This window comes from Mucilaginibacter sp. P4_E8 (genome assembly GCF_056401495.1).
This window is the reverse complement of sequence record NZ_JBFUJG010000024.1, coordinates 1-21,969: the sequence shown is the minus strand read 5'-3', so window position 1 is coordinate 21,969 and position 21,969 is coordinate 1. Positions and strand designations below refer to the sequence as shown.

Sequence of the window (21,969 nt, the reverse complement as noted above, 5' to 3'; positions counted from 1 at the left end):
CTGAACCGGGATTTATCGGATTAAAGGATTCTCCTGATTTTCTTATCATCAACTACAATTTGTCATCCTGAGTGATAAAATCCGGGGACTCTGAAGAGGAAATAACATTGCCAAAAGGGCTGTCATGCTGAGCCTGTCGAAGCATAGCGGGCAAAGGCCCTTCCGCGCGAGTCTTCGACATGCTCGGACTGGCAGGCCTTTACACCTTGAAAATCGAATACGGCATGGGTAGGAAAGAAGGCTCTATTGCTGAGCTTTGCATATTGTACAATAGATGCTTCACTGCGTTCAGCATGACATTGAAGTATTTTATTTTTCAAGAGCTGAGTGATTGCTGCCATTTTCAAACCGCGGCCCATAGCCCAACCTGTCTTTCCCCAAAACATATATGCGGTGAAAAATAACGATCACGGCCGGGATACCCAGCCAGTGGGCCTGGAAAGAATTGCGGATATCGCCATGAAACAAATAAATAATAGAATGCCCCAGCCCACAACCGGGGCACCATTTAATCCCCATCAGCTTTAAAGGGCACAAGGGAAAGTGCGATTCGGCCACCGGGCTTGTAAAGGCCAGGCACAACATTGCCGCTATCCAGAAAACGAGTTCAAAATATTTTGAAAAGAGCTTTTTAATCAACCTTATTTGATTTATTGTGATACAACAGCGAAACGCCGAAAGCCAATAGCACACCTACCAGCAGGGCTCCGAATAATCTTCCTGAAAAGGCCATCAGATTTTCGCCAGCAGATACATAGCTGATATAAAGTACACCAGCAAAGCCCGCAATAATACCACCAACCAATAATATTTTAAAGCTTTGTACTAATGCTTCTAAAAAACCCATTTGTCCTTTGCAATCATTGGCGCGGTAACTTCTGATACCTAACAATAGTCCGATGGCGGGTATCAAAAACGAAAAGTATTCTGCTGTGGCAACGGTATCTTTCTGTGGTGTTATGCCATATTGGTGCATGACAAACATCCATAATATGCTTAAAACTCCGATAAAAATACCCGATAAAATTGCATTCTTCATAAATTATAAAATTTGGTTAAAGTAATAGGTTGGCTTAAATGATATATATGAATTTACCATTAAAAAGTGATTATACCCACATATTGTTTGCATAATTGTTTACTATTTATCTTAGCTTATTTAAAAAGTCTTTTTTACGTACATTTGCCTCAGTTTTGAACATCCGTGATATTTTAGACAGATATAAAGCTGATGAAAGGATCAAGGCGTTGGCAACCGCGCTTAACGCTTCCAAAAATCCAAGAATACAGCTTCGAGGTTTAGTCGGGTCAAGTGATTCGGCCATGGCGGTAGCATTGTATTTTTTGCAGCATAAGCACATGATATTTGTGCTGCCCGAGCGTGAAGAAGCCGGTTATTTCCAGGCAGATCTGGAAAATCTTACCGGTAAAGAAGTGCTCCTTTTCCCATCATCATACCGCAAGCCATTTGAATTTACCCAGCCCGATAGCAGCAATGTGCTGGCCCGTGCCGAGGTACTGAACGAGCTTAACCATTCGTCAGCGTTTGGGCAACTGATAGTAACCTATCCCGAGGCCCTGGCCGAAAAAGTGATAGACCGGGCCTCGCTCGAAAAAAACACCCTTGAAATTGCCGTTGGTAATAAGCTTAGTCTTGATTTTATCAATGAGTTTTTAATTGAGTATGATTTTGACCGGGTTGACTTTGTGTATGAGCCGGGGCAGTTCTCTATCCGTGGCGGCATTGTCGATATATTTTCGTTCTCGCATAACCTGCCCTACCGGGTGGAATTTTTTGGCGATTTTATTGAATCTATCCGCACGTTTGAAATTGAAAGCCAGCTATCTGTTGAGCAGGTTAAAAGCATCACCATTGTACCTAATGTACAATCCAAATTTTTAACCGAGAGCAATATCTCCTTATTGGAATATGTAGATGCCGGCACACAGGTGTGGATAAAAGATGTACAGTTTACACTGGATATTATCCAATCCGGCTTTAAGAAAGCGGTAAACTTGTGGAAGGCCTTGTCTGCCGACGAAAAAGCGCAAAACCCGGAGTGGATAGATCCAAAATTTGGCTTTACTGACGAAAAACTGATAGCCGACCAGCTGCATGATTTCCCGGTGGTGGAGTTTGGCAAACAGTTTTTTTACCAGCCAAATGCCACTATAAATTTTGATATGCGGCCGCAGCCATCTTTTAATAAAGATTTCACGCTGCTTATCCACAATTTTAAAAATAACGAGTCTGTACATGTCGAGAATTTTATACTCACCGATTCGGCCCGGCAGGTAGAGCGTTTATATGCTATATTGGATGACCTTGACAAAACGGTAAAATTTACCCCGATAAGCGTTTCGATACGGGAAGGTTTTGTGGACCATGAACAAAAACTGGCCTGCTACACCGATCACCAGATATTTGATCGCTACTATAAATACAAGCTTAAAAAAGGCTATCAGCGTTCGCAGGCCATCACCCTTAAAGAGCTGCGCGACCTTAAGACCGGCGATTACGTAACCCATATTGATCACGGGATAGGCAAATATGCCGGCCTGGAGAAAGTGGAGGTTAACGGCAAACAGCAGGAAATGATCCGCCTTATTTATGCGGATAACGACCTGTTGTATGTAAACATTAACTCGCTTAACCGTATATCAAAATACAGCGGCAAAGAGGGTACCGTACCCAAAATGAACAAGCTGGGTACTGATACCTGGGAACGACTCAAGAAAACCACAAAAAAAAAAGTTAAGGACATCGCCCGTGACCTGATCAAGCTTTACGCGCTGCGTAAGGCACAATTGGGAAATGCCTTTTCGCCCGATAGCTATCTGCAAACTGAGCTGGAGGCATCGTTCCTTTACGAGGATACTCCCGATCAGGAAAAAGCTACCGCCGACTTTAAAAGGGACATGGAATCGCCCCACCCTATGGATAGGCTGATTTGCGGCGACGTAGGCTTTGGTAAAACCGAAGTGGCCGTGCGCGCGGCATTTAAAGCTGTGGCCGATAGCAAACAGGTGGCCATACTGGTACCAACCACTATTTTAGCCGCCCAGCACTACAAAACATTTACCGACAGGCTCAAAGGCTTCCCTGCCAATATTGATTATGTGAACCGCTTTAAATCGAGCAGGCAGATCAAGGATACCCTCGAGAAACTGAAGGAAGGCAAGGTAGATATTATTATAGGTACCCATCGCCTGGTAAGCAAAGATGTAAAGTTTAAAGACCTTGGGCTGATGATCATTGACGAGGAGCAAAAGTTTGGCGTATCAACCAAAGAGAAGCTTAAGCAAATGCGCGCCAATGTGGATACGCTTACCTTAACCGCTACCCCAATTCCGCGTACCCTGCATTTTTCGCTCATGGGTGCGCGCGACCTTTCCATTATATCTACACCTCCACCAAACAGGCAGCCGGTAGTTACCGAACTGCATGTGTTTAATGATACCCTGATAAAAAGTGCCGTTGAGTTTGAGTTAGAGCGTGACGGCCAGGTTTTCTTTATTCATAACCGCGTAGCCGATTTACCGCAATTGGGCGGCATGATCCATAAGCTGGTACCAAAAGCACGCATAGGCATAGCACACGGGCAACTGGAAGGCGACGCGCTGGAGGATGTAATGCTCAAATTTGTGAACCATGAGTATGATGTATTGGTGGCCACTACCATTATTGAGGCTGGTTTGGATATCCCCAATGCCAATACCATCATCATTAACTACGCCCATATGTTTGGCCTGAGCGATCTGCACCAGATGCGCGGACGTGTTGGGCGAAGCAATAAAAAAGCCTATTGTTACCTGTTAAGTCCGCCGTTGTCAACATTAACCAGTGAGGCCCGCAAACGCCTGAGCGCAATTGAGGAATTCAGCGACCTTGGCAGCGGCTTCAATGTGGCCATGCGCGATCTGGACATCCGTGGTAGCGGCAACCTGCTTGGTGCCGAGCAAAGCGGCTTTATTGCCGAAATTGGTTTCGACATGTATCACAAGATCCTGGACGAAGCCATACAGGAGCTGAAAGAAGATGAATTTAAAGGCGTGTTCCCGGATGATAAACCTCGGCCATTTATTTCCTTTACCCAAATTGATACCGATCTGGAGATCCTGATCCCGGATGAATATGTAACTAACATAGCTGAACGATATAATCTGTACACCGAACTTTCCAAACTGGAAAACGAGGTAGAGCTATCCGCGTTTCAGCAACAACTGCATGACCGTTTCGGGGCTATACCACCACAGGTAAACGACCTGTTGAACACTATGCGCCTGCAATGGCTGGGCAAGACTATTGGGTTCGAGAAGATATCCCTTAAAAAGAATGTGTTGCGCGGTTATTTTATCAGCAACCAGCAGTCGCCATATTTTGAATCGGATGCGTTCCGCAACGTACTTACCTTTGTACAATCAAACATGCGCCGCACCAATTTAAAGGAAGTTAAAAACACCCTGCGCCTAAGCATTGAAGGCGTAAACAGTATTGACCAGGCGGTATTATTTTTAAATGAGATAGCAGGAATGGTTGGGGTTGATTAGGGATTGAGCGTAACTATAGGGAGGCCCATAATTGCGTCCCCTATCTATATAACTCAAAATATTTTGATATCCCTTGTATAATCTAAAGATAGATTAACTACAGGGGCAATAACCTGGTCATAATGATCCATTGCTCCGTCCCCATTAATATCTCTAAACATAAGACCTCCAATTATACCCGGAGGTGTTTGTATGGGGTGCGACGTTATATCTACCTGCGTTTTAAAAATACCAGTAGGGATAAATCCGTTATAAAGGTTTTTTTCATTTCCATTTTGAACAAGGACGTAATACTTGGTTAAATTACTTACAATAAATTTAGCTTTCCCCTCTTTATCGGTTGTTTTAGTCTCTTTTGGATTATTATTAATTACCGCGGCCGAGTCTACATATAGTTTTATTAGTGCTCCGTTTGATGCAACACCAGTTCTTCCATCGGTTACAGTTATTTCAAAAGAGGCCGAACCTTTTTTACTGCAGGACAATAAAGCAATACCAGCAAGGCAGGATAATATCAAAAGTTTAGGTTTTTTCATGATCGCTAAAATACAAATAATCTTAAATACTAAACTTTTAAGATAAAACGCGTCATTGCGAGGTACGAAGCAAGAAGCCTCACCCAACCCTCTCCTTTGGAGAGGGCTTTAAAATGCTTTTTTAAGTCTCCCCTTTTGGGGGAGATTTAGAGGGGGCTTTTTGCTTCGTACCTCGCAATGACGCGTGGGCTGATTTTTAGGCTTGCATCACCCCACCTTTTTATAAATATCCCTCAAATTCCTACCCATTTCCTGGTAATCAAGGCCATAGCCTACTACAAATTCATTCTCAATTTCAAAGCCTACATATTTAAGCTCTTCAATTTGAGTAAGCAGCGCGGCGGGTTTAAGCAACAGGGAACATGCTGTTATTGATGCCGGGTTACGTTGTTTTAGTTTATCTATCAGGTAATGCAGGGTATTGCCGGTATCTACAATATCCTCAATGATCACCACGTCACGGTCTTTTATATCCATGATCAAGTCGATATCATCACGTATTTTAAGTTTGCTGGTTGTACCTCCATAATAGGAAGCCAGCTTGGTAAAAGCAATTTCGCAGGGGATATCAATTTGTTTAATCAGATCGGCGATGAACAAAAAGCTGCCATTCAGCACGCCAATAAATATGGGTATACTATGCTGATAATCGGTATTTAACTGTTGGCCAATGGCTTTGGTACGTTCTATTATTAATTTTTCATTGATAAGGGGCTCAAATTCAAGGTCGGAAATTTTAATTTTCATAGGAGATGGGGCTACTTTAAATGTTTTGGGGGTATTTAACTAATATGCATATTAGTTAACCTGTGTGTTCATTTTGTTTTTTTTTCGAAAATAGTATAAATCGCTTACAATAACACGAAAATAATTGTAACGTATATAACGTTATCTTTGCTGCTCATGATCGATTACCAGGCTTACACCTTACCCAATGGCATCAGGATATTGTATAAACATGCACCATTTGCCATAACACACTGCTGCTTTATTGTAAACGCCGGCTCGCGCGATGAAGGCGCGCAACAGGAGGGTCTTGCTCATTTTATTGAACACCTGCTATTTAAGGAAACCGAGAAGCGTAGCACCACCCAAATTTTAAACCGGCTTGAACTGGTTGGCGCCGATCTTAATGCCTATACTACCAAAGAATATACCTGCATACACGCGTCATTGCTTAACCAGCATCTGGAGCGTTCTATGGACCTGTTTGAGGATATCATGTTCCACYCCACATTTCCGGAAGATGAGCAGGAAAAAGAAAAGGGCGTAATACTTGACGAGATAGCCTCATATCTTGACCAGCCCGAAGAGGCCATACAGGATGATTTTGAGGAACTGCTTTTTGCCGATCATCCTATCGGTAAAAACATTTTAGGAACACCCGATACCGTTGCCAAAATGAATGGCGATGATGTAAGGGCTTTTATTAAGGCCAATTACAGCACATCAGAAATGATATTCGCGGTTCATGGCAATTATGACTTTAAGAAGATCATCAGGTTAGCTGAAAAGTATTTTGGTGCCGTTGCTGTAAATCAACCTCAAAAAAACAGGATCGTACCGCAGGCCAACTTAAGCGGTATCCATCTTGTTAAAAAAACCATATCACAAACGCATTGTATTATTGGCAACCAGGCCTATTCATCATCGCACAAATACAAAAATGGCCTGTTGTTGTTAAATAACCTGTTGGGCGGTATGGGTATGAGCAGTCGCCTTAACCTGGAGATCCGCGAAAAGCACGGCATTGCCTATACCATCGAATCGAACTATACGGCCCTCACAGATACGGGTATTTTTTCTATTTATTTTGGAACCGATACCGAGAAAGCCGACAAGGCGGCCCGACTGGTGCATAAGGAACTTAAAAAACTGCGCGAACAAAAACTGGGCACCCTGCAACTGCACCAGGCCAAAGAAAAATTTATTGGCCAGATAGCCCTTGCCGAAGAAAACCGGATGAGTCTGATCATATCAATGGCTAAAAGTTTGCTCGATTTTAACCACATTGATACGCTGGAAGATGTTTTTGCAAAGATAAACGCCGTAACCGCCGAACAAATGCTTGAAATAAGCAATGAAATATTTGATATTGACAAGTTGATTACATTGATTTTTGAGCCTAAATAATAATCCTGTATTTTTGCATAATGAAATACCCTATCATCGCCTACGGAGACCCTGTTTTAAGGAAAAAAGCAACAGCAATTGAACCTGAAGAATACCCGCATATAAAAGAGTTGGTTGAAAATATGTTCGAAACCATGTATGCCGCGCGCGGCGTAGGATTAGCTGCTCCTCAGGTGGGTATGTCCATGCGTTTGTTTGTAGTTGATGCTACTGTTTTTAGTGATGAGGAGCCCGATCTTAAGGACTTTAAAAAAGTATTTATAAATGCTACTGTTTTAGAGGAAACCGGCGAAGAATGGGGATTTAACGAAGGCTGCCTGAGCATTCCGGATATAAGAGAAGATGTGTACCGCAAGCCGGTTGTAAAGTTATCCTACTATGATGAAAACTGGAAACACCATGAAGCAACCTTTAATGGTTTAGCGGCACGTGTTATACAGCATGAGTATGATCATATTGAAGGCAAGCTGTTCACCGATAAACTTAGCCCCCTGCGCAAGCGCCTTATTGAGAAAAAGCTGAACGATATTTCAAAAGGGATGGTTGACGTAGACTATAAAATGAAATTCCCGGCCGTTAAAAAAGGGCGGTAGTTTTAAATATTAGGTTCAATTTTTTGAGTCCTAAGTTCAAAGCCCTTAGCCTTAAGTAGCCGTTTAAATATCCTCCTTAGACTTACGATTTTCGACTTAGGACTATCTTTTTAATAGTATTTCCTACTTAGAACTGAGGACCTTAGACTTAAGACTAATTATTACTGCTCTTATTATCTGATTCGGTTATTTGCTTGATTAAACTACCCCAGGCCAGCGGATTAAGCAGTGGGTTGGGTGTTAATGAATGCGAATTCAGGATACTGGTATGCATGCCTTGTGCATTGGCTGATTGTATTTCCTGTGCATCCCTCGGTAATACGTTCGATAAGGCCACCATTGATGTGCGGCTTACATTTTTCCGGGCAATATCCAGATCGTCATCGGCCAGCTTTATAGCCAAAAAGTCTTTTTTAAACTCATCCGTGGTAGCCCATGGGAATACATGGAAGGTTGGCAGGTTTATAATTTGCGCTTTAAGCGATACCTGCAGGGTATAGCTTTTATTGGGCACATTTGCTGGTATTACTACAGTTACCGGGCCATAACCCACACAGGTGAATCGCAGGGTATCCTGTTCATGCGCAACAAAAGAAAAATAGCCCTTATAGTTTGATAAACTAATCGTGTTACGTACAGACGTATTGGTAATGGTTACGTAGGGCACTATAACATTGCTGCTATCGGCATTATGTACGATACCAGTAAATTGTACAATCGGCCTTTCTTCGTGGTTTTGCGCAAAGGCACCAATTGTTGCAAATAAAAATAAAATGGCAATTAAATATTTCATATACCAATCACTCTTTCCTGAATATACTACCCGTTATAGGCGGAAAAAGTTTCAAAACTTTAATCAAAAGTACGTTAATACCGTAAATATACCCGGTTTTTAACAATACTTAACACTACCTTAAATTTTCAGGAAGTACCGCGTTGGGGTCGTCAATATCCGTTAAATTAATAGCCTCAATAGCGGTAATTTCAGGAACCGCTTTCTTAATAGCCTCTTCAATACCGGCTTTAAGTGTCATGATGCTCATGGGGCATGACCCACATGAACCCAATAGCTTTAATTTAACTACACCTTCAGGGGTGATTTCCTCAACCGAAACATTCCCGCCATCAGCTTCCAAATACGGACGGATGGTATCTAAAGCTGCTTCTACCTGACTTAATAAACTCATTTTTACTAATTTATAACAGAAGTAAAGTTACTTAATTATTTACAATATTTTAATTCGAATAATTTGCCTCTGGCCATTACACTATCCTCATAAATATTATTGTTCTAAAGGTCTTATCTCCTGATTCTTGTTTCTTAACGTTATCTCTAATTCACAATAGCCTCATTACCCAGCGCCTTTGCATTTGAAATAGCAACCTGCTGCGCTACGCGGCGGGCCATCTCTAAAAACGCCTGGGTCATTACGCCATCCTCTTCCAGTATAGTGGGCTTACCGGCATCGCCAGAGTCGCTTATACTTTTTACTAACGGAATTTMACCCAAAAATGGTACATCAAGTTGCATGGCCAGTTTTTGCCCGCCGCCTTTACCAAAAATATAATATTTGTTTTCGGGCAGCTCGGCCGGTGTAAAGTACGACATGTTTTCAACCACACCCAGTATCGGCACATTAATAGCCGGCATTAAAAACATGCCTATCCCCTTTTTAGCGTCGGCAAGGGCCACGTTTTGTGGTGTGGTTACAATTACCGCCCCCGTTACCGGGAAAGTTTGCGTAACAGTAATGTGTATATCGCCCGTTCCGGGTGGCAGGTCAATTACCAGGTAATCCAGTTCGCCCCAGTCGGCATCATTAAACAATTGTTTTACCGCGGTTGATACCATTGGCCCGCGCCATGGCACCGGCTGGTTAGGGTCAGTAAAGAAACCTATGGATAATAACTTAATACCGTATTTCTCTATCGGCTCTATACGGGTTTTGCCATCAACCTGACTGGCCTGCGGGCGCACCCCCTCCAAACCAAACATAATAGGTATCGATGGGCCGTAAATATCGGCATCAATTAAACCTACTTTAGCCCCGGCTTTGGCTAAACCCAGTGCCAGGTTTACCGCCACGGTTGATTTGCCAACGCCCCCCTTGCCCGATGCAACCGCTATAATATTTTTAACGCCGGGCACCCCGGTGTTTTTTTGCGAAGTAACCCTTGATGTCATATTAATACTCACCACGGCCTCCTTACTTATAAAATAGCTGATGGCATTACGGCACGCGTTTTCTATCATTGCTTTTAGCGGACAGGCCGGTGTGGTTAGTATGACTGAAAAACTAACGTTGTTGCCATCTATATGTATGTCCTGTATCATGTTAAGGGTAACCAGGTCCTTTTTCAGATCGGGTTCCTCAACATTGCCCAGTGCTTGTAAAACTTGTTCTTTGGTAATTATCATAATATATGGCAAATTTATGAAAACAGGCCGTTGATTTGTGTTTGTTAAAGAAACAATTTGCAGAAACAACCGTTTGCAGGGGATAAGATTTAGTTTAGTTTTGGAAAAATTTACATATGAAGCGCCTTAATCCTAAATACATACGCATAGCCGCATTTATACTGATACCGTTGTTACTTATATTTTTAATCGGCGGTTATATAGCCTATTCAAAACGTGAGGCCCTGCTTCAAAAAGCTATTGACAAAGCTAAAGCAAAAGCAAAAAGGGATTATAATTTAGATGTAAAAATAGGGTCGGCCCATTTTACAGGTATGAGCACTGTATCATTTTCTGATATAACCATAGTGCCCGAGCAGCGCGACAGCTTGCTTAACATCAAAAATCTGGTAGTAAGTGTTAAGCTGTTACCTCTTGTAATTGGCGATATTAAACTGGCCGATGTTGTTTTACAGGATGGATTTATTAAACTCACCAATATTAAGGGGGTTAAGAATTTTGATTTTCTTTTTAAAAAGAAAAAAGATACCACCGTCACGCGTCCAAAGGTCGACCTGTCTGAGCTGGCCGGTAACCTGATAAATGAGTTACTTTACAAAATCCCGGATAACCTGCATCTTAATAATTTCACCATAAATTTTAAGGGCGATAGCAGCCGGATAAATTTATTGACCAAAACCGCGCTGATAAAAGATGGTGATCTAACATCAACTATTAATGTGGATAATGGTGCTTCCATTTGGCATGTTGCCGGTAAAATGCACCCGTCTGATAAAGATATCGACGTAAAGCTTTACGCCGATGGTAAAAAAGTAGAGTTGCCTATCATCGAAAAAAAGCTAAAGCTTAGACTGAATTTTGATACCATCAGCACCAAACTAACAAAAGTGGAGCATAGTGGCGGCGAAACAAGAATTTATGGTTCATGGGCGGTGCATAATTTATTGATCAATCATCCGGCCATATCCTCCGGCGATATTGTGTTTCCTAACGCTTCCATTGATGCTAACTTATTTGTGGGTAGTAATTACATCTCTCTTGACAGTTCATCGCTTATACATATTAAAAAACTTACAGCAAAGCCTTTTATCAAGTACACCCTGAACCCGGTTAAAATTTATGAACTTAAAATTAATACCGGCTGGTTAAATGCTACTGATATTTTTGATTCTTTCCCTTCGGGGATGTTTGACGCGCTTGATGGCATACAGGTTTCCGGTAAATTAAACTATGCCCTTAATTTTTATATGGATGCCAGCAAGCCCGACGATCTGCAGTTTGACTCACGGCTTAGCAAGGATAATTTCAGGGTGGTGAAATATGGCAAAACCGACCTTACTAAACTAAACAGCCCATTTGTACATACACCTTATGAAAGAGGCAAACCGATGTCGCCTCATTTGATTGGTCCGGAAAACCCGGAATTTACGCCGCTTGAACAGATTGCGCCCAGCCTGCGTAACGCCGTAATGACGGCCGAAGACCCTTCTTTTTACACTAATCACGGCTTTGTGGAAGAAGCATTTCGCAAATCGTTAGTTACAGACTTTAAGACCAAGAAATTTAAACGCGGCGGCAGCGGTATATCTATGCAGTTGGTTAAAAATGCTTTTTTGAGCAGGGAAAAAACACTTGCCCGTAAAATTGAGGAGATTCTGATTGTTTGGATAATCGAAAACAACCGCATCATGACTAAAAACCGGATGCTGGAGGTTTACCTGAATATTATTGAATGGGGTCGCGGTATATATGGTATATCAGAGGCATCGCATTATTACTTTGGCAAATCCCCTTCAGAGCTTACCCTGGGCGAGAGTATTTACCTGGCCAGCATTGTTCCGTATCCCAAAGGCGGTCTGTACGCTTTTCAGCCCGATGGCACGCTTAGGCCGGGTTTGCATGGCTACTTTAACCTAATTGGCAGATTAATGGCTGGCAAGGGGCTTACACAGCGCGACACCAGTGCTTACGGGTTTTATACCGTCCGTTTAAGAGAGGGCTTGCGCCGGACCATTGCTCCTGTTGACACCGCTACTGCCGATAGCCTGATGAAACAAAGTGACGACACCGAAATTTTACCCGTACTTGAGGATCCTGTAAAGAAACCAAACTTTTTTCAGCGCCTTTTTGGCAAAAAAGATTCTACCGCTAAAAAAGAGGAAGAGAAGCAAAAAACAGCCAAAGAAATACTAAAAGAGCAAATTGAGGCGCTTAAACAAGATTATAAAGTCAGGATAGATAATGTTGATACTACAGGAAAGACTAAAAAGGAAATACGGCAGGAAAAACGGCGTCTGAAAAAAGAGCAAAATGATAAGGAAGATGAGCTGAAAGAAAAGGCCAACTTATAGCTTGCGCATGTAAATTAGATGTTTAAACATCTAATTTACATGCGGGTGACGCCAGTGTGTGTTTAAACATCTAATTTTGTTTAAACAAAAAAGAAATCATCATGTCACTCATAGAAAAATTACAATGGCGCGCTGCCATTAAAAAATTTGATACTACTAAAAAGATAACTGCCGAACAGTTAGATGGCCTTTTAAGCGCTGTACAGCTTGCCCCTACCTCATTGGGCCTGCAATCATTTAAAGTTATTGTTGTTCAGGATGCCGAAACAAGAGAAAAATTAAGGGCTGCGGGTTATAACCAACCGCAAATCACAGATTCTGCCGCGTTATTTGTTTTCGCCTCCTTAACTAATCTCGATGAAGACTTCGGGAAAAAATTCATTGATCTTGTTGCCTCAACCCGCAGTGTTGAACGTGAAAGCCTGGAAGGTTATGAGCAAATGGTTTTAGGTACCTTAAGCGGCCGTACCGATGAGCAAAAACTGGCCTGGTCACACAGACAGGCTTACATTGCCCTGGGTGTATTGTTAAGCGCCGCTGCCGACCTTGGCATTGATGCCGGACCAATGGAGGGTTTTGACCCACAAAAATTTGATGAAATACTTGGGCTCAAAGAAAAGGGCTTAACCACATCTGTAATAGCTGCAGTTGGTTTCCGTGCCGAAGATGATGTTTACAGCAAAATGATCAAAGTACGCAGACCAAAAGAAGAACTTTTTATTCACGTATAAATTAATAATTGGGTTTGACCGGACACATTTTGATAATGTTGTTGTTAGGGATAGTTGATTGGGTTATTGGCTTTTCTTTGTGTCCGGTTGGCCCAATTGTTTTTTAACCGACTGCCTTTCTGTACATATTTCGGGTTATCCACTCACATAACCGCAAGTTAATCAATGGCATGCCCTTTGCATTATCTGAACCGGACAGATGGGAAGATCATGGCAAAGAAAATATTAATTGTAGACCACAGTGAGTTAATGATAGAAGTTATGTCATATATATTGACGAGCAACGGCTATGAGGTAATTTCACTGACCCGGCCCGATCATATATTTAATAACATCCGCTTAAACCACCCCGATCTGATTATACTTGACACACTTTTACCCGGAATTGATGGCCGGGATGTATGCCGCCTGCTGAAGCTAAACAAGGAAACCAAAAATCTCCCGGTAATTATTTGTTCAGAAGGTGATGAGAATGATGAATCCTTACGAAAAAAGGGAGCTCCTGATGATGTGCTGCACAAGCCTTTTGATATGAATAACCTGATTGAAAAGGTAAAATTACAGTTAGCGGCCTAAATAATTTGTTTCGTTTTTTTTTAAATGCTTGATTTATTAGCAACAGTTGTATATTTACCCCCGAGGAGAAAAAGATGGGACTGCCACTACGCATAACTTATAACGAAACTGACCACGTTTACCAGATCAACACAACACCTATTAACAAGACTACCTGTGAGCTTGAGATATTGCTGAACGGCGAAAAAATAACCCTACAAAAAGATATACGTGGCGCATGGGTACAAATGGGCGAAGGGCCATTGATCGATCCTGAATTTGCTCAGGCCCTGGGGCGCTCTGTTTCTTTACGGTTCAGGATGTAAGGCCTGTCTCCTGCTATCTTTTTCCGTTTATTTAATTAGTTTCTCCGCCCACCACTCGCCGAAGCGTTAAGTATAATACTTAATAGCTTTTCAGCCCTGAACGTTATTGATTTTGACAACCAAACATGATATTTTTGTATCATGCCTGCAATTCCATTACCTAAAACATTAAAAAAGCCGAGATCATACCGGGAAACCCCGCTGACCAGCCCAACCCTTTGTTATAAGTTTTTAACCAAGGGGCGATCATGAGCATTCTTGTAACAGGGAGCGCAGGGCACCTTGGCGAAGCCATTATGCGGAGCTTACGCACCCAGGGGAGGCAGGCGCAAGGGGTGGATATCAAACCGTCGCCTTTTACCAATTTTGTAGGGTCAGTAACCGACAGAGGTTTTATTAAACAGTGCATGATTGGTGTGCAGGCAGTTATTCATACAGCCACTTTGCACAAACCACATATTGCAACCCACACTTACCAGGATTTTATTGACACCAACATCAGCGGTACGCTGGCATTGCTCGAGGAGGCTGCGGCAGCAGGCGTAAGATCTTTTATTTACACCAGCACTACAAGCACGTTCGGGTCGGCGCTTACTCCCGCCGAAGATGAACCCGCGGCATGGATAACGGAGAGCGTGGCTCCCATTCCCAGGAATATATATGGCGTAACCAAAGTTGCAGCCGAAAATTTATGCGAGCTTTTTGCCCGGAAACAGCACTTGTCTGCAATAGTTTTACGCACATCACGGTTCTTTCCCGAAGCTGATGATGATGCCGCCATAAGAGGAAAATACAGTTCGGCCAACGTGCAGGCAAATGAATTGCTTTATCGCCGGGTTGATATGGAAGATGTGGTTAGCGCCCACTTGCAGGCAGTTGAAAAAGCGCAGCACATTGGATTTGGCCGCTATATTATATCGGCTACAACCCCGTTTACTCATGATGACCTGACCATGCTCCGCATGAATGCCCCAGAAGTGGTACGGCGCTTATTCCCTGATTATGACAGTCTTTTTGCCAAACAGCAATGGAACATGTTCCCGGGTATTGATCGTGTTTATGTAAACAGCCGGGCTCAGGAAGAGTTGGAATGGCGACCGAAATATGATTTCCCGTACGTACTTGAATGTATTCGTACAGGCAGGGATTTCAGAAGCCCCTTAGCACGCGAAGTTGGCAGCAAGGGGTATCATGACGCCCTATTTGAGCACGGGCCCTATCCTGTTGAATAAAGAGCAGGCGGCGCGGCAACGATTTTACAATGAAAATAAATTATTAAGCTTTTCTTTGGCGCTATTTAATATCATTTCTTTATAGCCGCTTTCCTCTATCAGTTCTGCAAGCTTGTAGCCATAATATTCTTTAGTCAAAACATCTGTATTCAAATACAATGCCTCAGAGAGCGCTTTTAATTTATCGGCGTTTAATTGGTTTTTGCCACACTCTATGCGACTGAGCTGAGCACGATCTATCTTGATCTTTTTTGCCAGGTCTTCTTGTGAAATATTTAGCTCAAGGCGTTGCCTTTTAATATACGCGCCGAAGTTTGGCAGCTTATCTTTTTCTTCTTTTTTTGAAACAAAAGTAGGGATATCAACAGGAGCATCAGCGTCAACCGAGTTGGGGTTGAACCGGTTTATACTTTCAAACAGGCTTGAAAACCTAATAGACATTTGTTCAAACCAGCTTTGCTCAATACTGTAGGTGATGTTACCTTTTGCGCCATTGGCTTTTATAAGGCCCAGGGACCTTAATTCTGAAACATGCTTATTAATAGTCTCTATATTGAAACTTGTAGTATAGAGCGCATCCCTATTGATCGAGAACCCATTTTCAATAATCGTTCTAACAATAAAAACCCTTACCGGCAATGCCAGGGCCCTGGCAAATTGTGATAATTCATTATCGTTGAAATTAAGGTTCGTTAATTTCATATGTTCTCCATGCGTTTCAATTATTTCTATAAAAAAAGGCTACCTCAAATTTATTGAGGCAGCCTTTGATATGTTTTTTATATTACTTGGTTACTGCACCAGGAGTAGTATAAGGCATTGTTTGAGGGTCAAAATTAGCCCAACCAGTTGTCCAGTCGGTTGTACCAACAGCACCTTTGTATGTAACTTTTTCAAAGAAAGCATCGGTCACCTTAGCATCAGTGAATAAAGCACCGGCAGCAGCGATTGATCCGGCTTTAACTGTAAAGTTAGGTGTGCCCGGGCTTGCAAAATCAGATGAGAACTTAAATGGATCAGTGATAACCGCATCAGCAAATAAAGCAGGGTTAAAAACGTTATCTGTTCTTAATTTAGTCTCAAATAGACCTTTGTTTTCGCCTTTAACTTCATTGGTTTTGGTTCCTAAAATGATATTGTTTGTGAAAACTAAACGACCGGCGGTGTAATTGGTAGAGGTTGAAGCCGGGGTAGTTACTTTTGAATCGTCAATATAAACACCATCTACATAACCTGAAAATACAGAGTTTAAAATGCTTATAGCAGAGTTACGACGAATTTGAGCACCGTGCTGATAGTTGGCGTTAACGGTAGCTTCACCAACTTTTGTTATTGGGCCTAATAAGGTCATGTTTGAGAAAACAGCCGAGGTTTGAGGTGTTTTATCAGAGCCATTATTATCGTTATCTGATTCAAAACTGTTTGAGCCTGAATTATCTGCAAGGCTTTTAAAGCGTTGGCTTATCCCAAACTGAACTTTACCAGAGAAACCAAAGTCGGTATCAAAGTCATCATCAAGGCTACCCATGGCAATAAGGTGCTTACATTGTACTGTACCGCCAAACCACTCAAAAGCATCGTCACCAGAACGGTAAACTTGTACATAATCAATAGTTGTTCCTTTACCAACACCACCAAAGGTAAGGCCGTTAATTTCGTTATCAGGTGAAAAAGGGATACCTGCATATTCAATACGTACATATTTTAAAGTACCAGAGTTGTCATTAACCTCTGTACCGCCATACTGAATGTATTTAGCAGCATTGCCTTTAGCGTCCAAACCACCTTCAATACCTACATTATCACCCTGGTTAACCGGGGCTTTTCCTAACAGGATGATACCACCCCAATCTCCATTTGTCCTTGCACCTGATTCAAATGCCGATGTAAATACAATTGGCTTGGCAGCAGTACCCTCTGCCATGATTTTTGAACCGCGGGTAATGGTCAAAGTACCTTTACTTGCTTTATCTCCTTTTATCAGGGTTCCTGGCTCAATGGTTAATGTTGCTCCGTTAGTTACGTAAACAAAGCCTTTGATTAAATAAATTTTATCGGCTTTCCAGGTGGTGGCTGTTGCAATATCACCGGTTACTGTAACAGTGTTGCTTGTTTTAGTAGTATCTGTAACCGGCGGGTCAATAGTCGCCGATTTTTTGCTACATGCAGCTGAGAAAAGAGCTACAACAAGCGCTAAAAATAATCCTTGTTTTTTCATGATTTTCTTTTTGGGTTCGATTAAATCTGTATTGTTAATTTAGTTGTGAGATTCCTTTATTGCTTGTATTAAAAATTGTAACTGAAGGTTAGGGCATAGGTAGATCCCGGCTTGAATTTTTTGAATGTATTACCGGTGCCGCCTTTAGGGTTTTTGTCGAGCTCGTAGTAAAAATTGTAATTCTGATTAAACAGATCGTTACCGTTTAATTTAATCTCACCTTTGTTTTTGAGCACTTTGTAGCCAATCTGGAAATCAAGTACATTTCTTGGAGCTTCATACACACTCGGGAAATTTGACCCTCCGGCATAAAAAATTCGTTTCCCTAAACGGTTGTACAGGATGTTAAGTGATAAGGCGTTGTTAAAGGCATTATGCTGAAAACCGGCATTAATAACATAAGGTGATTGCCCTACCAATGATCTGGTGGGTTCAAGCAGATTAGGGTTAGCCGGGTTTTGGACACGTGATTTGGTTAGAGCCAGGTTGGCATAAAGCGTACTGTTTTTAAAAAATCCGGCGTCATCAATAAAATCAAGCGTTTTACGGGCTTCCATTTCGGCACCATAAACGTAGGCCGATTTTGCATTGAAATAGCTTATAGTAGTTGATGAGTTTACGTCATCAATACTCGGCTCAATGGCGTTATAAAACTTCTTATAGAAAACTGATACGGAGAATATTTGACCAGCAGAAGGATAAAACTCATATCTTAAGTCGGCGTTGTCAATAGCTGTTCTTTGTAAATTGGAATTACCTTCCTGAGTAGCTAACAGCTCATAATCATAATAAGAAAAGGGTGCAAGTTCCCTAAACTCCGGACGTGCCAGGGTGCGATAGTACGATGCCCTTAAATTTGCTTTGGTTGTTAAGCTATAAGTAATGTTTACTGATGGCAGGAAATCGGTATTATTTAATTCGGCCTGTGGTTGTTGTTGATCAGGATCGAGGGTGTTTAATTTCAGATCAAATTTTTCAACCCTTACACCATAAACTACTCTCAATTTATCACTTAGCTTATTATCAAGCATCACATAACCCGCATTGGTGTAGCTGTGTGCATTGTAATTATCATTAGGGGCAGATATTTCATCAAGCTCAAATGCTCCTGAGTTAACTGCATTTGGCCCGAAAAGTGTTTGTATCGGTCTTTCCCTGATATCACTTGTTCCGTCTTTTATTATTACTCCCAGAAAACGGGCATTAAAATCACGTTTACGATATTGAGAAGCAATGCCGACCTTGAAATTGCTGGTTTGATTAAATAACTTAACAGGCAACTTGAAATCAACTTTACCTGAATAGATATTCTCATTCAAATCTGAAAAGAAACGGGCATTTTCTTTTCCTAAATTGGTTATGCTTGCCACATAAGCACTGCCGGCATTTGGCTGTACGTAGTTTATTTTTCTTTGATCGGGCTGGCTATTTAAAATATTGCTGTAGCCCAGGCTCCAGTCTATTTTTGCATTTGACGCTCCAAGCTTATGATCACCATCCAATGTGGTTTTAAACAACGCTTTTTGCGTTAAATCATACGCGTAAAACCTATTATCATTGGCACCGTTTGAATTGTTTGTGCCGGTACGATAGGTGAAAATATCGTCGAAAGTACGATTGTAAAGATTCTTGAGGGTTATTTTGTTATTACCAAAGCTGTATGCAAAATTTGCCAGCGCTCCAACATTTGTAGAAAACTTGTATTGATTTTCTGTAAAATCAAAGTTATTATATTGCCTGATCAAATCAGGGATTGTGGTTTCGGCATTACGGTAAGTTAAAGCTATGGTAGTACCGAAACGGTTTTTGTTTTCGCCTATTTCCTGTACGTTACCCAGGGTAAACTGATAGCTTTGCCCTAAAAACGCTTTTTTGTTATAGATGTTAAAATCATTGTTAAGCGAGTTGATAGATTGTATATTTTGCTGGTTGGTTAACCTTGGCGGACCAATTACCTGTTTTGTGGTTGGGAAATTATCAACCAGCTCCCTTGCACCACCATCAAAACCAAAATAATCGCTTGTATTGCGGTAGCCGCTTTGGAAGTTTTTAAAGGTACTTTGCGAGTTATAACTGTAACCGGCTCCGATGCTAACGAAGTTTTGATCAGGTATATCTTTAGTAAGTACTTGTATATTACCTCCTGCAAAATCGGCAGCAATGTCGGGAGTTGCCGTTTTGCTGATAACGATATTCTCGATCAGGTTGGCCGGAACAATATCAAATGAAAACGCTTTACGGTTAGGCTCTGTACTGGGCAATGGCGTACCATCAAGTGAGGCGCTGTTATAGCGGTCGCTAAGACCACGTACCACCACAAATTTATTATCCTGAATGGTAGTACCGCTTACTCTTTTTAAAACATCACTTGTGCTTCTGTCTGGTGACTTCTTGATCAGCTCAGAAGATATACCGTCAGATATGGATACGCTGTTTTTTTGAATGGCGTATAATGAGGCTACAGATGCCTGGCGATAAGTTGCTTTTACAACTACTTCTTTAAGTGCTGTAGAGGCCGCTTCTTGTAAAACAACATCAAGATTGGTAACTGCGCCGCCTTTTACTTCAATATCAGAAACTGATTTACTTTGGTAGCCTATATACTTTACAATTATAGTATACCTGCCTGGCTGCAGGTTATTTAAAACATACCGTCCGTCAACATTGGTGGCAGCACCCTGGGCTGTTCCTTGTACGCCAACAGTTGCTCCAATCAGTGTTTCGCTGGTTTTTTGGTCAATGATCTTACCTGCAATCTTTCCGCTACTTTGTGCAAAAAGCGTTGAGTTAATTAACAGGAAAGGAAAAGCTATAAAGAGTAAGTGTTTTATTTTCAACATAATAATTTTTAATGACGGGTCAAAATTACCCCGGCATCATTAAATCCATGTTAACAAAAGATTATCAAATCGAATATCTTAGATGTTAGATTTGACTATAAGCAACATGAAATTAACTTTAGGGAAAATGAAGATTTCATGAAGAAATTATGAAGGGCTATTAATTGGTGATTAAATTATAATCAAGGGCTTTATCTTTGTGCATTCTCTAAACATGGCTAATCATAAAAAGGGGGAATTTGCCTCAACAGATCAACATATATCAATGGTGGCAAAAGCGCTTTCGCATCCCGCCAGAATTGCTATACTCCGGATTCTTGCTTTGCGCAAACAATTTACCTGCGGCGAAATTGTAGACGTATTGCCTTTAGCCCAACCAACGGTTTCTCATCACTTAAAGGAATTGATGGAATCGGGGCTTATTACCGTTACCATTGACGGAAAGAAGTCATTATATGATGTTAACTGGAATAGCTGGAATAAATATACCGGTGAGCTTGACCTCCTGATTGCAGCAATGAGTAGAAACTAAACACTTACTGCTCCTCCCCCTCATTTAAGGGTTGTACTGATAAACAACCTGATAGGGCACTTTTTTCAATGTTGCCGAAATCTGCCCGATACCAAGATCTTTCTGTTGTGGAGTTGGTTCACAAAATGAGTAGGCTTTGCCTTTGTAAATAACCGTATTGCCAACAGGTTTATCAAACTGAACGGCCATACTGATATGCGTAGGATACAATAGGGCTATCATCGGTAAGTTGTAAATTTCTTTTACCAAATAAAAAAACAGAGCAGCCCTGTCATCGCAATCACTGTATTTAGAAAATAAGGTTTCTTCGGGCGACAACCTTTTTTCTTTCCCAAAATTCGCATGATCATCCTCATATAAAAAAGCGTAACGGGTAAAGCGCATCAGGTAGTCAACCCCTTTTGTTTTACTCATTCCCTGTGTGTTTTTTCTGAGCAATGGTATAAGAGAACTATATGTTTCCTTACTTAACGGAATATTAAAATACGATTCAAAATCAACCCCGGGGTAATTTGCAAAAATCCGCTCTACATCGGCATTAAGCTTTATTTTAAAGTAATAAACTTTGCGGCGATAAGTAAATTGCAGGTCTTTTTCAAAATAGTTGTCAGGAATAAAATCAGGCATCCTTGTCACTTTGTATGAAAATGCTTTTTTTCCTTCAGGGATGCTAACATTTACCGGAACAGGCGGGTCCTGGTTTAAATTGGCTTTGGGGTAATCGTGAATGTTCAGGCACATGTATTTTTTGCCATCTATCATAAAAAATGGAATATCTGAGATATCCTCGCTGTTGTATACATAAAATATGATCTTGTCTGTTGTTATAGCCAGCCGAGCGTCGTAACCCGATTTTGAAAGCAAAAACCACTTATACAAAGTATAATTACCATAGTTTTTTTCCTTCGGAGATATTTGTTGGGCCGTTTTACGGATAAGCTGGTAGTAGAGC

At 41.5% G+C, this 21,969-nt stretch carries 20 protein-coding genes; 9 read left to right on the top strand and 11 right to left on the bottom strand.

The annotated features are described in order from the left end of the window. Nucleotides 1–309 precede the first annotated feature (309 nt). Together AC1DRQ_RS12275 and AC1DRQ_RS12270 are read right to left on the bottom strand one after the other, a co-directional pair. Entirely contained in the window at nt 310–639 is a 330-nt protein-coding gene (locus tag AC1DRQ_RS12275) for a DUF2752 domain-containing protein (protein ID WP_477424720.1), read from the bottom strand. Further along, a complete protein-coding gene (locus tag AC1DRQ_RS12270; RefSeq protein WP_429400601.1) occupies nt 632–1,039 on the bottom strand; it encodes a DUF4199 domain-containing protein in 408 nt (135 codons plus the stop codon). The genes AC1DRQ_RS12275 and AC1DRQ_RS12270 overlap by 8 nt, the downstream gene beginning before the upstream one ends. Nucleotides 1,040–1,194: 155 nt before the next feature. On the opposite strand from AC1DRQ_RS12270, the gene mfd reads away from it, so the two are divergent. Further along, a complete protein-coding gene (gene mfd / locus AC1DRQ_RS12265; protein ID WP_477424718.1) occupies nt 1,195–4,551 on the top strand; it encodes a transcription-repair coupling factor in 3,357 nt (1,118 codons plus the stop codon). A gap of 53 nt (nt 4,552–4,604) precedes the next feature. Here mfd and AC1DRQ_RS12260 read toward each other — a convergent pair whose 3' ends face one another. Both AC1DRQ_RS12260 and hpt read right to left on the bottom strand, forming a co-directional pair. After that, complete coding sequence (locus AC1DRQ_RS12260; protein WP_477424716.1) at nt 4,605–5,087, bottom strand: hypothetical protein; 483 nt, start codon at nt 5,085–5,087, stop codon at nt 4,605–4,607. Nucleotides 5,088–5,294: 207 nt separating this feature from the next. Further along, entirely contained in the window at nt 5,295–5,834 is a 540-nt protein-coding gene (gene hpt, locus AC1DRQ_RS12255) for a hypoxanthine phosphoribosyltransferase (protein WP_477424715.1), read from the bottom strand. Between the two features lie 159 nt (nt 5,835–5,993). Here hpt and AC1DRQ_RS12250 point away from each other — a divergent pair, with 159 nt between their 5' ends. Together AC1DRQ_RS12250 and def are read left to right on the top strand one after the other, a co-directional pair. After that, a complete protein-coding gene (locus AC1DRQ_RS12250) occupies nt 5,994–7,220 on the top strand; it encodes a M16 family metallopeptidase (protein WP_477424780.1) in 1,227 nt (408 codons plus the stop codon). A 20-nt stretch (nt 7,221–7,240) separates the two neighbouring features. Further along, nucleotides 7,241–7,813 carry a peptide deformylase gene (gene def, locus AC1DRQ_RS12245; protein ID WP_429400598.1) on the top strand — a complete coding sequence of 191 codons (573 nt, stop codon included), beginning with the start codon at nt 7,241–7,243 and terminating at the stop codon, nt 7,811–7,813. A 154-nt stretch (nt 7,814–7,967) separates the two neighbouring features. Here def and AC1DRQ_RS12240 read toward each other — a convergent pair whose 3' ends face one another. The 3 genes from AC1DRQ_RS12240 to AC1DRQ_RS12230 form a co-directional block, all read right to left on the bottom strand. Next, nucleotides 7,968–8,606, bottom strand: a complete 639-nt coding sequence (locus AC1DRQ_RS12240) for a hypothetical protein (protein ID WP_429400597.1) — start codon at nt 8,604–8,606, stop codon at nt 7,968–7,970. Nucleotides 8,607–8,721: 115 nt separating this feature from the next. Beyond that, nucleotides 8,722–9,000 carry a NifU family protein gene (locus AC1DRQ_RS12235; RefSeq protein ID WP_429400596.1) on the bottom strand — a complete coding sequence of 93 codons (279 nt, stop codon included), beginning with the start codon at nt 8,998–9,000 and terminating at the stop codon, nt 8,722–8,724. A gap of 146 nt (nt 9,001–9,146) precedes the next feature. Continuing rightward, complete coding sequence (locus AC1DRQ_RS12230; protein WP_477424713.1) at nt 9,147–10,232, bottom strand: Mrp/NBP35 family ATP-binding protein; 1,086 nt, start codon at nt 10,230–10,232, stop codon at nt 9,147–9,149. 116 nt (nt 10,233–10,348) lie between these two features. Between AC1DRQ_RS12230 and AC1DRQ_RS12225 the strand changes: the two genes are divergently transcribed. From AC1DRQ_RS12225 to AC1DRQ_RS12205, 5 genes are all read left to right on the top strand, one after another. Beyond that, nucleotides 10,349–12,583: a transglycosylase domain-containing protein gene (locus AC1DRQ_RS12225; protein ID WP_477424711.1), complete on the top strand. Its 2,235-nt coding sequence runs from the start codon at nt 10,349–10,351 to the stop codon at nt 12,581–12,583. Between the two features lie 101 nt (nt 12,584–12,684). Continuing rightward, nucleotides 12,685–13,314, top strand: a complete 630-nt coding sequence (locus AC1DRQ_RS12220; protein WP_477424709.1) for an NAD(P)H-dependent oxidoreductase — start codon at nt 12,685–12,687, stop codon at nt 13,312–13,314. Between the two features lie 210 nt (nt 13,315–13,524). Continuing rightward, nucleotides 13,525–13,890, top strand: a complete 366-nt coding sequence (locus AC1DRQ_RS12215) for a response regulator (RefSeq protein ID WP_477424707.1) — start codon at nt 13,525–13,527, stop codon at nt 13,888–13,890. A 74-nt stretch (nt 13,891–13,964) separates the two neighbouring features. Next, nucleotides 13,965–14,195 (top strand): hypothetical protein, encoded by a 231-nt coding sequence (locus AC1DRQ_RS12210; protein WP_429400591.1) that lies wholly within the window; start codon nt 13,965–13,967, stop codon nt 14,193–14,195. Between the two features lie 248 nt (nt 14,196–14,443). After that, nucleotides 14,444–15,427: an NAD-dependent epimerase/dehydratase family protein gene (locus AC1DRQ_RS12205; RefSeq protein ID WP_477424705.1), complete on the top strand. Its 984-nt coding sequence runs from the start codon at nt 14,444–14,446 to the stop codon at nt 15,425–15,427. A 24-nt stretch (nt 15,428–15,451) separates the two neighbouring features. Here AC1DRQ_RS12205 and AC1DRQ_RS12200 read toward each other — a convergent pair whose 3' ends face one another. The 3 genes from AC1DRQ_RS12200 to AC1DRQ_RS12190 form a co-directional block, all read right to left on the bottom strand. After that, nucleotides 15,452–16,129, bottom strand: a complete 678-nt coding sequence (locus AC1DRQ_RS12200) for a helix-turn-helix domain-containing protein (RefSeq protein ID WP_477424703.1) — start codon at nt 16,127–16,129, stop codon at nt 15,452–15,454. Between the two features lie 82 nt (nt 16,130–16,211). After that, nucleotides 16,212–17,645, bottom strand: coding sequence for a hypothetical protein (locus tag AC1DRQ_RS12195; RefSeq protein ID WP_477424701.1), 1,434 nt, complete (start codon nt 17,643–17,645; stop codon nt 16,212–16,214). A gap of 68 nt (nt 17,646–17,713) precedes the next feature. Beyond that, nucleotides 17,714–20,485 carry a TonB-dependent receptor gene (locus tag AC1DRQ_RS12190; protein ID WP_477424699.1) on the bottom strand — a complete coding sequence of 924 codons (2,772 nt, stop codon included), beginning with the start codon at nt 20,483–20,485 and terminating at the stop codon, nt 17,714–17,716. A 214-nt stretch (nt 20,486–20,699) separates the two neighbouring features. Between AC1DRQ_RS12190 and AC1DRQ_RS12185 the strand changes: the two genes are divergently transcribed. Next, nucleotides 20,700–21,017 (top strand): ArsR/SmtB family transcription factor, encoded by a 318-nt coding sequence (locus AC1DRQ_RS12185; protein WP_429400586.1) that lies wholly within the window; start codon nt 20,700–20,702, stop codon nt 21,015–21,017. Between the two features lie 24 nt (nt 21,018–21,041). Here the strand turns inward: AC1DRQ_RS12185 and AC1DRQ_RS12180 are convergent. After that, the coding region (locus AC1DRQ_RS12180; RefSeq protein ID WP_477424697.1) for a hypothetical protein at nt 21,042–21,969 on the bottom strand (928 nt) is incomplete at its 5' end.

What these genes read in the sequence shown, in the direction of transcription:
- AC1DRQ_RS12240 (WP_429400597.1), bottom strand. Translation starts at nt 8,606, where the DNA reads ATGAAATATTTAATTGCCATTTTATTTTTATTTGCAACAATTGGTGCC.
- AC1DRQ_RS12195 (WP_477424701.1), bottom strand. Translation starts at nt 17,645, where the DNA reads ATGAAAAAACAAGGATTATTTTTAGCGCTTGTTGTAGCTCTTTTCTCA.
- AC1DRQ_RS12190 (WP_477424699.1), bottom strand. Translation starts at nt 20,485, where the DNA reads ATGTTGAAAATAAAACACTTACTCTTTATAGCTTTTCCTTTCCTGTTA.
- AC1DRQ_RS12215 (WP_477424707.1), top strand. Translation starts at nt 13,525, where the DNA reads ATGGCAAAGAAAATATTAATTGTAGACCACAGTGAGTTAATGATAGAA.
- AC1DRQ_RS12205 (WP_477424705.1), top strand. Translation starts at nt 14,444, where the DNA reads ATGAGCATTCTTGTAACAGGGAGCGCAGGGCACCTTGGCGAAGCCATT.
- AC1DRQ_RS12200 (WP_477424703.1), bottom strand. Translation starts at nt 16,129, where the DNA reads ATGAAATTAACGAACCTTAATTTCAACGATAATGAATTATCACAATTT.
- hpt (WP_477424715.1), bottom strand. Translation starts at nt 5,834, where the DNA reads ATGAAAATTAAAATTTCCGACCTTGAATTTGAGCCCCTTATCAATGAA.
- def (WP_429400598.1), top strand. Translation starts at nt 7,241, where the DNA reads ATGAAATACCCTATCATCGCCTACGGAGACCCTGTTTTAAGGAAAAAA.
- AC1DRQ_RS12235 (WP_429400596.1), bottom strand. Translation starts at nt 9,000, where the DNA reads ATGAGTTTATTAAGTCAGGTAGAAGCAGCTTTAGATACCATCCGTCCG.
- AC1DRQ_RS12260 (WP_477424716.1), bottom strand. Translation starts at nt 5,087, where the DNA reads ATGAAAAAACCTAAACTTTTGATATTATCCTGCCTTGCTGGTATTGCT.
- AC1DRQ_RS12210 (WP_429400591.1), top strand. Translation starts at nt 13,965, where the DNA reads ATGGGACTGCCACTACGCATAACTTATAACGAAACTGACCACGTTTAC.
- AC1DRQ_RS12225 (WP_477424711.1), top strand. Translation starts at nt 10,349, where the DNA reads ATGAAGCGCCTTAATCCTAAATACATACGCATAGCCGCATTTATACTG.
- AC1DRQ_RS12220 (WP_477424709.1), top strand. Translation starts at nt 12,685, where the DNA reads ATGTCACTCATAGAAAAATTACAATGGCGCGCTGCCATTAAAAAATTT.
- AC1DRQ_RS12270 (WP_429400601.1), bottom strand. Translation starts at nt 1,039, where the DNA reads ATGAAGAATGCAATTTTATCGGGTATTTTTATCGGAGTTTTAAGCATA.
- AC1DRQ_RS12185 (WP_429400586.1), top strand. Translation starts at nt 20,700, where the DNA reads ATGGCTAATCATAAAAAGGGGGAATTTGCCTCAACAGATCAACATATA.